At 64.4% G+C, this 12,896-nt stretch carries 18 protein-coding genes; 17 read left to right on the top strand and 1 reads right to left on the bottom strand.

Features of this window, described 5'->3' with window-relative positions; all coding sequences use genetic code 11:
* Positions 1-44 precede the first annotated feature (44 nt).
* From ACLM42_RS02290 to rsmD, 5 genes are all read left to right on the top strand, one after another.
* Complete coding sequence (locus ACLM42_RS02290; RefSeq protein ID WP_415399602.1) at positions 45-1,208, top strand: GuaB3 family IMP dehydrogenase-related protein; 1,164 nt, start codon at positions 45-47, stop codon at positions 1,206-1,208.
* A gap of 206 nt (positions 1,209-1,414) precedes the next feature.
* Positions 1,415-1,738, top strand: coding sequence for a thioredoxin (gene trxA / locus ACLM42_RS02285; RefSeq protein ID WP_185188072.1), 324 nt, complete (start codon positions 1,415-1,417; stop codon positions 1,736-1,738).
* A 74-nt stretch (positions 1,739-1,812) separates the two neighbouring features.
* Positions 1,813-2,871 (top strand): TIGR00730 family Rossman fold protein, encoded by a 1,059-nt coding sequence (locus ACLM42_RS02280; protein WP_415399601.1) that lies wholly within the window; start codon positions 1,813-1,815, stop codon positions 2,869-2,871.
* Positions 2,868-3,494 carry an imidazole glycerol phosphate synthase subunit HisH gene (gene hisH, locus ACLM42_RS02275; protein ID WP_247911522.1) on the top strand — a complete coding sequence of 209 codons (627 nt, stop codon included), beginning with the start codon at positions 2,868-2,870 and terminating at the stop codon, positions 3,492-3,494. Before ACLM42_RS02280 ends, hisH begins: the two co-directional genes overlap by 4 nt.
* Complete coding sequence (gene rsmD, locus ACLM42_RS02270; RefSeq protein WP_415399600.1) at positions 3,491-4,039, top strand: 16S rRNA (guanine(966)-N(2))-methyltransferase RsmD; 549 nt, start codon at positions 3,491-3,493, stop codon at positions 4,037-4,039. The genes hisH and rsmD overlap by 4 nt, the downstream gene beginning before the upstream one ends.
* Positions 4,040-4,041: 2 nt before the next feature.
* Here rsmD and petG read toward each other — a convergent pair whose 3' ends face one another.
* On the bottom strand, positions 4,042-4,155 hold the full coding sequence (petG, locus tag ACLM42_RS02265; protein WP_006041770.1) for a cytochrome b6-f complex subunit V: 114 nt from the start codon (positions 4,153-4,155) through the stop codon (positions 4,042-4,044).
* A 74-nt stretch (positions 4,156-4,229) separates the two neighbouring features.
* Between petG and ACLM42_RS02260 the strand changes: the two genes are divergently transcribed.
* The 12 genes from ACLM42_RS02260 to ACLM42_RS02205 all read left to right on the top strand — a co-directional run bounded on the left by ACLM42_RS02260 (position 4,230) and on the right by ACLM42_RS02205 (position 12,819).
* On the top strand, positions 4,230-4,616 hold the full coding sequence (locus tag ACLM42_RS02260; protein ID WP_247911524.1) for a c-type cytochrome: 387 nt from the start codon (positions 4,230-4,232) through the stop codon (positions 4,614-4,616).
* Entirely contained in the window at positions 4,613-5,329 is a 717-nt protein-coding gene (locus ACLM42_RS02255; protein ID WP_415399599.1) for an RNA methyltransferase, read from the top strand. Before ACLM42_RS02260 ends, ACLM42_RS02255 begins: the two co-directional genes overlap by 4 nt.
* 85 nt (positions 5,330-5,414) lie before the next feature.
* Positions 5,415-6,464, top strand: a complete 1,050-nt coding sequence (locus ACLM42_RS02250; RefSeq protein ID WP_415399598.1) for a serine hydrolase — start codon at positions 5,415-5,417, stop codon at positions 6,462-6,464.
* Positions 6,465-6,475: 11 nt separating this feature from the next.
* Entirely contained in the window at positions 6,476-7,801 is a 1,326-nt protein-coding gene (locus ACLM42_RS02245; protein ID WP_415399597.1) for a DUF3370 domain-containing protein, read from the top strand.
* A complete protein-coding gene (gene bchI / locus ACLM42_RS02240) occupies positions 7,798-8,886 on the top strand; it encodes a magnesium chelatase ATPase subunit I (RefSeq protein WP_247911528.1) in 1,089 nt (362 codons plus the stop codon). The genes ACLM42_RS02245 and bchI overlap by 4 nt, the downstream gene beginning before the upstream one ends.
* Before the next feature lie 6 nt (positions 8,887-8,892).
* Positions 8,893-9,366, top strand: coding sequence for a crossover junction endodeoxyribonuclease RuvC (gene ruvC / locus ACLM42_RS02235; RefSeq protein ID WP_247911529.1), 474 nt, complete (start codon positions 8,893-8,895; stop codon positions 9,364-9,366).
* Positions 9,366-9,950, top strand: coding sequence for a 5-formyltetrahydrofolate cyclo-ligase (locus ACLM42_RS02230; RefSeq protein WP_415399596.1), 585 nt, complete (start codon positions 9,366-9,368; stop codon positions 9,948-9,950). The genes ruvC and ACLM42_RS02230 overlap by 1 nt, the downstream gene beginning before the upstream one ends.
* A 26-nt stretch (positions 9,951-9,976) precedes the next feature.
* Positions 9,977-10,186 (top strand): hypothetical protein, encoded by a 210-nt coding sequence (locus tag ACLM42_RS02225; RefSeq protein WP_415399595.1) that lies wholly within the window; start codon positions 9,977-9,979, stop codon positions 10,184-10,186.
* A 26-nt stretch (positions 10,187-10,212) separates the two neighbouring features.
* A complete protein-coding gene (locus tag ACLM42_RS02220) occupies positions 10,213-10,665 on the top strand; it encodes a hypothetical protein (RefSeq protein ID WP_415399594.1) in 453 nt (150 codons plus the stop codon).
* Entirely contained in the window at positions 10,665-11,087 is a 423-nt protein-coding gene (locus ACLM42_RS02215; RefSeq protein WP_247911533.1) for a SufE family protein, read from the top strand. The genes ACLM42_RS02220 and ACLM42_RS02215 overlap by 1 nt, the downstream gene beginning before the upstream one ends.
* A gap of 49 nt (positions 11,088-11,136) precedes the next feature.
* On the top strand, positions 11,137-12,447 hold the full coding sequence (locus ACLM42_RS02210; RefSeq protein WP_415399593.1) for a homoserine dehydrogenase: 1,311 nt from the start codon (positions 11,137-11,139) through the stop codon (positions 12,445-12,447).
* A gap of 162 nt (positions 12,448-12,609) precedes the next feature.
* A complete protein-coding gene (locus ACLM42_RS02205; RefSeq protein ID WP_415399592.1) occupies positions 12,610-12,819 on the top strand; it encodes a hypothetical protein in 210 nt (69 codons plus the stop codon).
* Positions 12,820-12,896 lie beyond the last annotated feature (77 nt).

The following is a 12,896-nucleotide window of genomic DNA, read 5'->3' as shown; positions in this document are numbered from 1 at the left end:
CAGGTCGGTTGATAGCTTGGCTTGATTGCTTCAAAAGGTCTCAGGTGGACATTCAGCTCGGCCGTTCCCGTACTGTGCGCCGCGCCTACGGCATCGATGAAATCGCCTTGGTGCCTGGCGGTCGCACGGTCGATCCGGCCGTCACCGACAGCAGCTGGACCCTGGGCGGCATCACCCGCGAGATCCCAATCATCGCCAGCGCCATGGACGGTGTGGTGGACGTGGGCATGTGCGTTGAGCTGGCCAAGCAAGGCGCCCTCGGCGTGCTGAATCTGGAGGGCGTCCAGTGCCGCTACGACGACCCCAACCCGGCCCTCGATCGCATCGCTTCGGTGGGCAAAGAAGAGTTCGTGCCCCTCATGCAGGAGCTCTACAGCCAACCCGTGCGGGAAGACCTCATCCGCAAGCGGATCGGTGAAATCAAAGAGCGCGGCGGCATTGCAGCGGTGAGCGGCACCCCCGTTGCCGCCCTGAAGTTCGGCAAGGCCATCGCCGAGGCCGGCGCAGATCTGTTCTTTGTGCAGGCCACCGTGGTCAGCACCGAACACATCGGCCCTGCAGGCCAAGAGAGCCTGGACCTTGAGGCCCTCTGCCGTGATTTCGGTGTTCCCGTGATCATCGGCAACTGTGTCACCTATGACGTCGCCTTGAAACTGATGCGCGCCGGCGCCGCTGGGGTGATGGTGGGCATCGGCCCTGGCGCCGCTTGCACCTCCCGCGGCGTGCTGGGCATCGGCATTCCTCAGGCCACCTCCGTTGCCGACTGCGCTGCAGCCCGCGATGACTACATGAAGGAAAGCGGCCGCTACGTCCCGATCGTTGCCGATGGCGGCATCGTCACTGGCGGTGACATCTGCAAGTGCCTGGCCTGCGGCGCCGATGCCGTGATGATCGGATCACCGATTGCCCGCTCTGCCGAAGCTCCGGGTCGCGGCTTCCACTGGGGCATGGCCACGCCCAGTCCCGTCCTGCCCCGCGGCACCCGCATCAAGGTGGGCACCACCGGCAGCCTGGAGAAAATCCTGCGCGGACCGGCCTCCCTCGACGACGGCACTCAGAACCTGCTGGGCTGCATCAAGACCTCAATGGGAACCCTCGGCGCTCGCACCCTCAAGGAAATGCAGCAGGTGGAGGTCGTCGTCGCCCCGTCCCTGCTGACCGAGGGCAAGGTTTATCAGAAGGCCCAGCAATTGGGCATGGGCAAGTAAGCGATCGCGGTAGCCTCCGGAGTGTGTGGGTCCAAAGCCCTCACACTCCTCACACCCCCCGGCTCGGCGCGTCCGAGCTTTCACTCTTTGCCAGGGCTCGGCGGCTCAAGCCGCCAGCACTACGCCACCCAGTTACGAGTTCCTCCAGGCCTCTGCCGAAGCCCAAAACTCGTTGCTAAATTCCGAAAACACTGATCCCTGAACGGATGTCCAGCGCCGCAGCCGTCACCGACGCTTCCTTCGAGCAAGACGTGCTCAAGAGCGATGTACCCGTTCTTGTGGATTTCTGGGCTCCCTGGTGCGGCCCCTGCCGCATGGTCGCGCCCATCGTTGATGAGATTTCGAAAGAGTTCGAAGGCAAGATCAAGGTCTTCAAGCTCAACACCGACGAAAACCCCAACGTCGCCAGCCAGTACGGCATCCGCAGCATCCCCACCCTGATGGTCTTCAAGGACGGCCAGAAGGTGGACACCGTTGTGGGCGCTGTGCCCAAGACCACCCTGTCCGGCACCATCTCCAAGTACCTCTGAGCGTCAGCGGCACAGCCGAAGACCTCAGCTCAAGCCCGGCCAATGGCCGGGCTTTTCTGTCCTGATCCCAAACGATGGCCATCGAGAGAAGTCCTCTGGATGCGTTGGCCGATGCCCTGGACGGACATCCGCAACGCCGCTCGATCGAGCGCAGTGTCGTACGGCTGCTGGAGATCGCACGCAACAGCAGCGATGCCGATGAATGGCGGCTGATCACAGGAGCACTGGCGGACATCCGCGACGGCTTCAACGTCTTTGCCCCCCATCGCCAGACCCGCAAGGTGACGGTGTTTGGTTCTGCACGAACCACGTCAGAAGAGGCTCCCTACCCGCTGGCCGAAGAGCTTGCGCGCGAGGCGGCACGATGCGGCTTCGAAATCATGACTGGAGCTGGCGGCGGCGTGATGGAGGCCGCCAACCGTGGAGCCGGTTGTGAAAACAGCATCGGCCTCAATGTCGATCTGCCGTTTGAGCAGCACGCCAATCGCTACGTCAACGCCTGCGACGGGCGCCTGCTGCACTTCCGCTACTTCTTCACCCGCAAACTCTTCTTCCTGCGAGAGAGCGATGCCTTGGTGGTCATGCCCGGCGGGTTTGGGACCTTTGATGAGCTGTTCGAATCGCTCACACTGATCCAGACCGGACGCACACCTCCAATCCCCGTGGTCCTTCTGGCTCCAGAGGGAGATGACTTCTGGAGCGATTGGCTCGCGACCATCGACAACACCCTGCTGGGGCGTGCCTTGATCTCCGCAGAGGACACCTCCCTGCTCAAACAAGCCAGCAGTGCCGCTGAGGCCTTAGGGCACATCAGCCGCTTCTACCGGGTCTTCCACACCGCTCAGTTTGCGGAGGAGCAGATGGAGTTGTTGATGCACTCCCCCCTACCTGCCGAAACGGTGGCTGAGCTCAACCAACGTTTTGACGCCCTGGTGGATGAGGGCAGCATCAGCCAAGGCGAGAGCTGTGACCATCACGGCATCCTGCGGCCCTGCCTGCGCTTTCACCTGGATCGCCGCAGGGTGGGGCTGCTCTACCAATTGATCGATGTCCTGAATGGTCTACCCATCGAGGTTCCTCCCTCGATCGAGCAACCTGGACAACGTGTCTGCTCCCTACCGCCCACCCCATGACGCGCATCGGCCTAATCGACTATGGGATGGGCAACCTGCATTCAGTGCAGCGGGCCTTTGAACGGTTGGGGTGTGAGGTGCGGATCCTGCAGCAGGCCGAGGCCATGGAGGACTGCCAAGCGCTGGTGCTGCCCGGTGTTGGGGCCTTTGACCCGGCCATGGAGCGTCTGAACGCCTCTGGCCTGGTGCCAGCGATCAAAGCCTGGTGCAACGCGGGGCGCCCATTGCTGGGCATCTGCCTGGGCTTGCAACTGCTCTTTGAAAGCAGTGATGAAGGATCCGCCGCTGGACTGGGACTGCTGGCTGGGCATATTGCGGCGCTTCCCAAGGTCCCAGGGCATCCGATTCCCCACATGGGCTGGGAAGCCCTCATTCCTGGAACTCCGTCACCGTTACTGCCAGAGGGATCTGAGGAGAGCTGGGTGTACTTCGTCCACTCCTTTGCCGCTCAACCCAGGGATCCCAGCTGCGTCACCGCCTCGGTGTCGTTTGCGGAGCAGCCCGTCACGGCAGCCGTCTGGCAAGGCAGCGTCGGAGCCTGCCAATTTCACCCTGAAAAATCCTCGGAAGCTGGAGAGCAACTGCTTCGGCGCTGGCTGAGCTGGGTCGAGGGGCAAGCATGAGCCTGCGGCTCAGCGGGGGTCGCAAACTGCTTAGTCCTCCTGGAGAGATCGCCCGCCCAACCGCCTCTCGGGTGCGTCTGGCGGTCATGAACATGCTGGCGGCAGAACTGCCCGGGGCCCACTGGCTTGATCTCTTCTGCGGCAGTGGGGTAATGGGCTGCGAAGCCCTACTGCGTGGCGCGGCTCAGGTGGTGGCCGTGGAGCAGGACCGGCACATCGGCGCCATCGCCCAAAGCAATCTGGAGACGGTGGCCTCCAGCCTTCAGCCGCGCCCCTCCTTCCGCGTCGTCCAACAGGAGGCGATCCGCTGGCTGAGCTCGCCCCACGGCGAGGGCTTTGATCTGGTCTACGCGGATCCTCCCTATGCCGCTGGCCTCTATGGGTCGCTGCTCGAGGCTCTCGCCGCAGGGGATTGGCTCAGGCCCCAAGCCCTCGTGCTGCTGGAGCATGCAACAAAAAACCCGCCGGAGATTCCAGCGGGTTGGGAATTGGAGAAGCAAAAGCGCTACGGAAGCTGCAGCCTCGTGATGCTCTCGCGCTGTTGAGATCAGCCGCCCAGGGCGCTACCACGGCGGTACTGGTTCCAGGCCGCCACAAACAGGCCAAGCAAAGTCACGGGAATCAGACCGAGCACGATGCCGCAGAGCAGGGGTTCGATCATGGAAGGAGCAGCCAGCTTTGGTTGCACAATTCTCCCACGCCCATGGCTGGGTTCGTGATCGATCTGCATCAACCGTGACTGCACAGCCCCCCTCCCCCGCGCAACAACCCCAGCGGGGCCTGATCTCGGCGCTCGTGCTCCTGACATCGATCTGCGTCACGATCGTGATGCTGGTCGTCGTCATCCCTGCCGCTCGCAGCGATCCCTACACCCGCACCACCCTGCAGCTGAGCGGCTCCGCCGAGCACGGGGAACAGCTGTTCCTTTTGAACTGCGCCGGCTGTCATGGCATAGCCGCTCAAGGGTTGGTGGGGCCCAACCTCCACAAGGTGGACAACCGCAAGAACAATCGCCAGCTGATTCAACAGGTGGTCAGCGGACGCACCCCGCCCATGCCGCGCTTCCAACCGGAACCCCAGGCCATGGCTGATCTCTTGGCCTACCTTCACAGCCTCTCGTGAGACTCGCGGTGGTGCTGGTGGAGCCCGCCGGCCCCCTGAATGTGGGCAGCGTGGCCAGGCTCTGCGCGAACTTCGCAGTGGACGAACTGCGCCTCGTGGCACCCCGCTGCGATCACCTCGGGGACGAGGCCCGGCTCATGGCCGTGCACGGGGAAGCGCTGCTCGAGCAAGCGCAACTCTTTCCAAACCTGGAGGCCGCCCTGGCCGATTGCAGGCGCGTGGTGGCTACCAGCGGTCGGATCGAGGAGGAAGCCTTACCGCTCAACGGTCCTGAGGAAGCCCTCTCCTGGTTGCAGGGGGGCACCTCAGCAGGAGCCCCAGCGGCCCTGGTGTTCGGCCGAGAAGACCGCGGACTGAGCAATGGAGAACTACTCCAGGCTGGACGAATCCTGCGGCTGGACACCAGCGAGGCCTACGCCTCAATGAACCTGTCGCATGCCGTCGCGGTCTGCCTGCATGAACTGCGGCGCTGCACCCGGCCCAAGGCGGAGCACCAGCCTGAACCCTGCCAGCGGGAGCAGCTGGAGGCCGCGCTGGCGGATGCTGAGCAACTCCTGCTGGAGGTGGGCTTTCTCTATCCCCATACCGCCCAGGCGCGGATGGGCAAAGTGCGGGCCCTGCTCCAACGGGCCGAGATCCGCGATGAGGAAGTCGCCCTGCTGCGAGGAATGGTGCGTCAGCTGCGCTGGGCATCACAGCGAGACTGCCCCTAACGTCTGAGCCCAAGCTTCGATCGCTTCCGTGGGCGCAGGTCGGTCACAACGTTCAAACCGCTCCAGCTGGGGGGCACCGGTCCGATTGGTGCTGCGGCTGCTGGTCATGGGACTGGGGCTTGGGGTCATTGCTGGAACCGGCCTGAAGTTGCTCGCCCCAAAACTGGGGCAAGGGGCCGCCCAAGCCGCCAAACCCCAATCGCTTCTGGCGCCCCCCGGACGGCCGCTCCCCCGCGGCCTGGATCTAGGCCGCTTCGAGCCACGGCTGGAGCTCACCGCCCTGAGCAAACGCTGGGCCCAACTCGCCGCTCGCTACAAGGATCTGACCGTCAGCGGCTATCTGCTGGTGCTCGATGACGGCCGCTTTGCGGAACTAGCCCCCCAACGCCCCTTACCTGCCGCCAGCTCGATCAAGACACCGATCTTGCTGGTGGGCCTGGAGGATCTTGATGCCGGGAAGCTGCGCTGGAACGAACGCCTGGCGATGACCAAGGAGGTCGTTGGTGGGGGAGCGGGCTGGATGGCCAACAAGCCCGTCGGGACCACTTTCCCCTTCTGGGAAGCGGCCAACGAGATGATTCGGGTCAGCGACAACACCGCCACCAACCTCCTGATCAAACGGGTGGGCGGCAAAACGGTCCTCAACGCTCGATTCCAAGCCTTGGGTCTCACCAGCACCGCGGTGAACAACTGGCTGCCGGATCTGGACGGCACCAACACCACCAGCGCCTACGACCTCGCCCGCTCCATCGCCCTTGTCGATACGGGCGAGAAGCTGAGCCCACGGGCCCGCGATCTCTTCCGGGAGGTCATGGGCCGATCCCGCACCAACACCCTCCTGCCCCTCGGCATGTTGATGGGTCTAGGCGGTGATTCGGCGAACCCCGACAGCGAACTGATGGCCCACGGGGTGACCGTCTACAACAAAACGGGAGATATCGGCATTGCCTACGCCGATGCCGGCCTGATCGAATTGCCCGACGGCAAACGGGCCGTGGCGGCCTTCATGGTCAAGGGACCCTTCAACGATCCGCGCTCCACGAACTTGATCCGGGCCATGGCTGGCGAGATCGCGAAAAGCCTGGTGCGCAAACCCGCCCCCGCTCCCGCAAAGCCCAAGAAACCCACCGCCTAGGGACTCCGTCGATGCTTCCTGTCCTCCTGGCTGCAAGCCCCGCCGCCGCACCCGTCCTGCGCCCGCAACAGGTCCGTCCTCTGCCGGGAAGCCTCGATGGGGTGTTGATGCTCAACGACAACAACCCCGAGTTGATCAGCGGACCGGGGATCCTGCTCTCCACCTTTGCGGGAGCCGGCCAGCTGGACCTGCCGCTCAGCGGTCGATTCGATCTGTTTAGCCACCACGTTTACGCCGGTACCCCGGAGAAACCGGACTCGACCATCTGGTTAGCGGTTGTGGCCCAACCCCGGGGTGATCAACCGGTCCAGCTCACGCTCTTGAGCGGCTCAACCGCCCTCTCCCAGGCCACCGACGACCGCGAACCCCAGGCGCCTTTCCTTCCGCTACCCGAGCGGATGCGCCAAGACGGCTCCACCTACGCCGGACCTGGAAGTCGGGTCGCCACAGAACTGCTGCTGCGCCAACGCAACCCTCGTTTACCCAAACGCTGGGAGTTACGTCCCGGCGCACCCACCACCCTGCTGCTGCTGCCGATTCCGGTGCAGGGACTGGATCCCTTACTCAATGGCCGCAATCTGCAGCTCCGGCTGCAGGCCAGCGGAGCCATCAGCGTGGCCACCCTGGCCGCCTTTGGAGAGGGGGAAAAGCCCCCAAGCAAGGCCGCTCTGCAACAGCTCCTAGCCTCCGGCGTCCTGAGCCCCAAGGAGCACAAACCCACCCCGCGGGGCGCCCGAGGGCGCATGGTCTATTCCCGCGTCAGCGGCGTGCAAGTCGGCAGCACCTGGAGCGCCGTGATCACGGATCCAGGCCAACCCTGCCTCTCGAGTGCATCAGCTCCCATCTCCTGGCCGATTGCCTCACTGGAGCGCGGCACGCTGGGGACCGCTCAGGTGCAGACCGCAGAACTCAAGGCCCACTACCCCGGTACCGCCTGGGCGGCCCATGGGAACTACGGCGTGGCCTACGACATCCGCATCCCGCTCTGCAACCGCTCCCAAAGCAGCACTGAACTCGCCGTCGCTCTGGAGTCACCGCTCAAAACCGACAAAGCCATCGGGGGACTGCGCTTCAACAGCACCCCGTCGCGCTCCGTGATGTTTCGAGGCACGGTCGAACTCAGCGGACTCGACGGTGAATCCAGCCGCCAGAGCTTTCATCTGGTCCAACGGGCCGGTCAGCAAGGACCTGAACTCGGACGCATCAACGTGCCTGCAGGGGGCCGCCGGGATCTGCGCGTGCGCCTGATCTACCCCGCCGATGCCACACCGCCCCAGGTCCTCAGCCTGCTGCCTGTGAAACAATCGCCAGCACCGCCAGACAGCCTCCAGCCGTGACGCAAGCCCGCAAGCGCAGGGTCTTTCCCTTCACCGCCATCGTGGGTCAGGAGGAGATGAAGCTGGCCCTGCTGTTGAACGTGATCGATCCCCGCATTGGCGGCGTGATGATCATGGGAGACCGCGGCACCGGCAAGAGCACCACGATTCGTGCCTTGGCTGATCTCCTGCCCGAGATCGACGTGGTGGCCGGCGACCCCTACAACAGTTCCGAGAGCGACCCCGATCTGCAGAGCAGCGAGGTGCGTCAGCGGGCCGAGCAGGGTGAGCAACTCCCCACCGAGAAGCGCCAGGTGCCGATGGTGGACCTGCCCCTGGGGGCCACCGAAGACCGCCTCTGCGGAACCATCGATATCGAGAAGGCCCTCAGCGAGGGTGTCCGCGCCTTTGAGCCCGGCCTGCTGGCGAAGGCCAACCGCGGCCTGCTCTACGTCGATGAGGTGAACCTGCTGGACGACCACCTCGTCGACGTGCTGCTCGACTCCGCTGCCTCCGGGTGGAACACCGTGGAACGGGAAGGCGTCAGCGTCCGCCACCCCGCCCGCTTCGTGCTGATCGGCTCGGGGAACCCCGAGGAAGGCGAACTGCGTCCCCAACTGCTCGACCGTTTCGGCATGAGCGTCGAGGTGCGGACCGTCCGCGACCCCGAACTGCGGGTGCAGGTGGTGGACCAGCGCACCGCCTTTGACAACGACCCCGACGGCTTCAACACCGCCGTCCAAGGCACACAAGACGGCTTGCAGGCCCGGGTGGTCGAGGCCCAGAACCGCCTGCCCCATGTTCAGATCGACGACGACCTGCGGGTGCGCATCTCCGCGATCTGCGGCGAGCTGGATGTCGATGGCCTGCGGGGCGACATCGTGACCAATCGGGCCGCCCGGGCCCTGGCCGCCTTCGAAGGCCGCACCGAGGTCACCGAAGACGACGTGGCACGCGTGGCCGCCTGCTGCCTGCGTCACCGCCTGCGCAAGGACCCCCTCGAGCAGATCGACTCGGGCGATCGTGTGGTCAAGGTCTTTTGCAAAGTGTTTGAGCGTCCAGAAAGCGGCGACAAGGCCGCCTTCGAATTGGCCCTCGCCGCCTAAAAGCCGTTGCGGATCCTCGGCATCGATCCCGGCCTCGCTCGCGTGGGCTATGGCGTGATTGATGTCGAGGAGGGTCCCGGCGGGGCTCAAACCATGCTTGATTGCGGCATCATCCGCACCGACCCCGGCCGCAGCGATGGCGAGCGGATGGTCGAGATTGCCAAGGACCTGCGGGTCCTGATCCGCACCTGGAGGCCGCAGCTAGCGGCTGTCGAGAAGTTTTTCTTCTACCGCTCCAGCACCACCATCTCGGTGGTTCAAGCCCGGGGGGTCCTAATGATGACCTTGGCGCGCTTTGCCATCCCGGTGGTGGAGTTCCCGCCCATGCAGATCAAGTTGGCCTTAGCCGGCCATGGCCATGCCGATAAGGACGATGTGCTCGACGCGGTGATGAGGGAGCTCAACCTCGACACCCCGCCGCGGCCCGATGACGCCGCGGATGCCCTGGCGGTTGCGCTCACCGGCTGGTTCCAGCGCTGATGGATGGACAAAAAGCACAACTGCGCCAGGCGTTCAAGCAGCGCCGGCTGACGCTTCACGCAGCCTGCGCCCCAAGCCTTCGTGCCCAGGCGATCCAAGGGCTCCCCGGCCTGCTGCCTCCAGACCGCGCCCTCGGGCTCTACTGGCCCTTGAGCGGGGAAGTGGATCTGCGCTGTCTCGCCGAGCTGCCTGTCCTGGCGGGCCGGATTGCATTGCCCTGCATCGCCGGAGGGCGGTTGACCTATCGCCATTGGAGCCCCGGCGATCCCACCTCACCCGACGAGACGGGTATTCCCGCACCCACCACTGCTGCGGCCAACCTCGAGGCCAGACAGATCGGTCTCCTGCTCGCCCCAGCCCTGGCCTTCGATCAAGCGGGGGTCCGTCTGGGCTATGGCGGCGGCTGGTTCGATCGACTCCGGCAAACGCCCCCTTGGGACCAGGTGCCAGCGCTGGCCGTCGTTCCAAGCGGATGTCTGGTGGAGCAACTACCCGCAGACCCCTGGGATGTGCCCTTCCCCGGCTGGTTGGATGAGCAGGGTGTGCACTGGCGGCCTGAGTTGCAACCTGTTGAGCAACCTTGAAGCCAGGGCGCAGCGACGCACTGAATTTGGCAGGATCGATTCAGTTCACGGCGGAACCAGTGGATTTCACAGGCAACGACGCAATCCCCTCCGCCATCAATGCTGGTCGTCCATCCGCGGCGGCGGAGCTGAAGGGGCGCAATGAGAGCAGCAACGCCCTCTCGATGATGGTGAGCTCCATGGTGCACATGGTTCAAGCCGGCCAAACCAAGACAGACAGCCACTGGTCCGCTTAAGTCCTGAGCAGCAGCCCTGATTGCAGATGCGACCCACCTTCGTTCTCTGCGCCTTCACTCCCGTCCTGATCTGGGCAACAGCCCATTCGGCCAAGGCCCATGGGATTGAGAGCAGCATCAGCCAGCTCGAGAGCCTCAATAGCCAACTGGTGCTCCAAAGCCAGTTCTCCACTGGAGAGCCCACCAGCGATGCCGTCGTGCGCCTGATTGCCCCGGATGGCAGCCAGCACGACCTGGGTCGGACCGATGCGGCAGGGCGACTGAGCTTCGCCCTGCCCATGGGCAGCCAAGGCGCCTGGGAACTGCAGGTGGATGGCGGCCCAGGCCACCGCGACTACCTCGAGATGCCGGTTCAGGCCGGTCAAGTCCAGGTCGATCAAATCAGCACTGGTCCCCAGACACGACCTCTGCTGTGGCTCAGTGCCTTCGGTGCAACTGCCATGCTGCTTGGACTTCAGCGCACTCGACGCAACCGTTAATGGCCACCGGCAGCCAGAAGCTCGACCAAATCGTGGACCGCCTCAAAGGGACCGCTGATCCCAAACGGCGCTACGAGTACGTGCTCTGGCTCGCCAAGAAGTTGGAGCCCCTGCCGGAGGAATTCCGCAACGACGTCTTCAAGGTCAAGGGCTGCGTCTCTCAGGTCTACGTCGTGGGGCAGCTGGTGGACGGAAAACTCCATTGGCAAGGTGACTCTGACGCCGCCATTACCAAAGGACTACTGGCCCTCTTGATCGAGGGCACCGAGGGCCTCGATCCCGCCGCCCTGGCTGGCATTGATCCGGCCTTCTTGAGTGAGACCGGCCTGCAGGCAAGCCTGACCCCGTCTCGGGCCAATGGCTTTCTCAACATCTTCAAGATGATGCAAGCCCAAGCCAGCGCCCTCAACCCCGCGGCTTAAAAGCGGGAAGGCCAATTTCTAGGATCACTCCTTTCAGATCGGCGACAGGATGACCATCGGCATCGGCTTGCTCGGGCTCGGCACTGTGGGAGCAGGCGTTGCGGAAATCCTGCAGACCCCAGACGGTCGCCACCCGCTCGTGGCGGATCTGGAGCTCAAACGCGTGGCCGTGCGGGATCTCAACCGCCCTCGGCCGATTGAACTGCCCAGCGAGATTCTCTGCACCGATCCCCAAGCGGTCGTTCAGGACCCCGCGGTGGACATCGTCGTGGAAGTCATGGGTGGCCTCGAGCCCGCCCGCAGCTTGATTCTGGCGGCGATTGCGGCAGGAAAGCCAGTCGTCACGGCCAACAAGGCCGTGATCGCCCGCCACGGCGAAGAGATTGCTGCTGCCGCCGCCGACAAAGGCGTCTATGTCCTGATCGAAGCCGCCGTTGGCGGCGGAATCCCGATCATCGAGCCCCTCAAGCAATCCCTGGGCGGCAATCGGATCCAACGGGTGAGCGGGATCATCAACGGCACCACCAACTACATCCTCAGCCGGATGGCGGATGAGGGCGCGGCCTATGCCGAGGTGCTCGCCGATGCCCAACGGCTGGGCTATGCCGAAGCCGATCCCGCCGCCGATGTGGGCGGTGGTGATGCCGCCGACAAAATCGCCATCCTCTCGGGCCTGGCCTATGGAGGCCCGATCGAGCGCGCCGCGATTCCGACCGAAGGCATCGATCGTCTGGATGGCTGTGATGTGAACTACGCCGACCAACTGGGCTATGTCGTGAAGCTCGTGGCCCAAGCGAAAAATCTGGGCACCGCCAGCGATGGCACCGTCCAACTGGATGTGCGGGTCAGCCCCACCCTTCTGCCCAAGGATCACCCCTTGGCCGGGGTCCACGGCGTGAACAACGCGATCCTGGTGGAAGGCGACCCCGTCGGCCGGGTGATGTTCTACGGCCCAGGAGCAGGGTCCGGCCCCACCGCTTCCGCTGTGGTGGCTGACATCTTGAACATCGCCGGCATCCGGGCTGCCACCGGTAACAACGGCGGACTCGACCCCCTGCTGGCGGCCAGCCGCTGGCGGAACTGCGCCTTGGTGGATGCCGGTGAGACCCTGCAGCGGCACTACGTGCGTCTGCAAACCGGTGATGAAGCAGGCGTGATTGGGCGAATCGGAAGCTGCTTTGGCGACCAGGGCGTCTCCATCCGCTCCATCGTCCAATTCGAAACCTCCGGAGAAGCCACCGACGCCGAAATCGTGGTGATCACCCATGAGGTGAAGCAACAGCACTTTGCCAATGCCCTGGCGGCAATCAAGGCGCTTCCCGAGGTGAAGGCCGTCGCCGCCTGCCTGCCGACGTTGTAGTGGCAGCGGACCGGGCACCTGGGCCAGAGTCTTGGGATCGGTTGATGCCGTTCCCCTGACCCAACCGCAGTTTTGTAGCTCTTCAAACGTTTTGAGCGCAAACGACGCGGAATCCTGGGCGGGTCAGCTGGTTTGAGCCTCGGCCTCACTATTGCGTTGGCCATGACCTCAGTAAGCCCCTCTCGCCACGTCCATCAGGGCGATTGCGTCACCCTGTTCAGTGATTCCCACACCTATCAAGTGGTGGGAATCGATGACAGCCATGACCGCTGCTGGGTGCGGCGTTGGCCCCTGGCCCGCCACGGCTGCCCGGTCTTTGAAATTTCTCTGCAACAGCTCGCGGGCCGCCAAGCGCTCGGCCCCGCAAATTGAAGTCTTGGGGCTTGAATGGGGTCGCTTAGCCCAAGCGCCCCATCACTCGCTTTCCTGCTGTTGCCGGCCTAGTGGCC

Source organism: Synechococcus sp. W4D4 (genome assembly GCF_047716805.1).
Classification (GTDB): Bacteria; Cyanobacteriota; Cyanobacteriia; order PCC-6307; family Cyanobiaceae; genus Vulcanococcus.
The sequence above is the reverse complement of the archived record's forward strand: the minus strand, read 5'-3'. Positions and strand labels throughout refer to the sequence as shown.

What these genes read in the sequence shown, in the direction of transcription:
- trxA (WP_185188072.1), top strand. Translation starts at nt 1,415, where the DNA reads ATGTCCAGCGCCGCAGCCGTCACCGACGCTTCCTTCGAGCAAGACGTG.
- ACLM42_RS02280 (WP_415399601.1), top strand. Translation starts at nt 1,813, where the DNA reads ATGGCCATCGAGAGAAGTCCTCTGGATGCGTTGGCCGATGCCCTGGAC.
- hisH (WP_247911522.1), top strand. Translation starts at nt 2,868, where the DNA reads ATGACGCGCATCGGCCTAATCGACTATGGGATGGGCAACCTGCATTCA.
- rsmD (WP_415399600.1), top strand. Translation starts at nt 3,491, where the DNA reads ATGAGCCTGCGGCTCAGCGGGGGTCGCAAACTGCTTAGTCCTCCTGGA.
- petG (WP_006041770.1), bottom strand. Translation starts at nt 4,155, where the DNA reads ATGATCGAACCCCTGCTCTGCGGCATCGTGCTCGGTCTGATTCCCGTG.
- ACLM42_RS02245 (WP_415399597.1), top strand. Translation starts at nt 6,476, where the DNA reads ATGCTTCCTGTCCTCCTGGCTGCAAGCCCCGCCGCCGCACCCGTCCTG.
- ACLM42_RS02230 (WP_415399596.1), top strand. Translation starts at nt 9,366, where the DNA reads ATGGATGGACAAAAAGCACAACTGCGCCAGGCGTTCAAGCAGCGCCGG.
- ACLM42_RS02220 (WP_415399594.1), top strand. Translation starts at nt 10,213, where the DNA reads ATGCGACCCACCTTCGTTCTCTGCGCCTTCACTCCCGTCCTGATCTGG.
- ACLM42_RS02215 (WP_247911533.1), top strand. Translation starts at nt 10,665, where the DNA reads ATGGCCACCGGCAGCCAGAAGCTCGACCAAATCGTGGACCGCCTCAAA.
- ACLM42_RS02210 (WP_415399593.1), top strand. Translation starts at nt 11,137, where the DNA reads ATGACCATCGGCATCGGCTTGCTCGGGCTCGGCACTGTGGGAGCAGGC.
- ACLM42_RS02205 (WP_415399592.1), top strand. Translation starts at nt 12,610, where the DNA reads ATGACCTCAGTAAGCCCCTCTCGCCACGTCCATCAGGGCGATTGCGTC.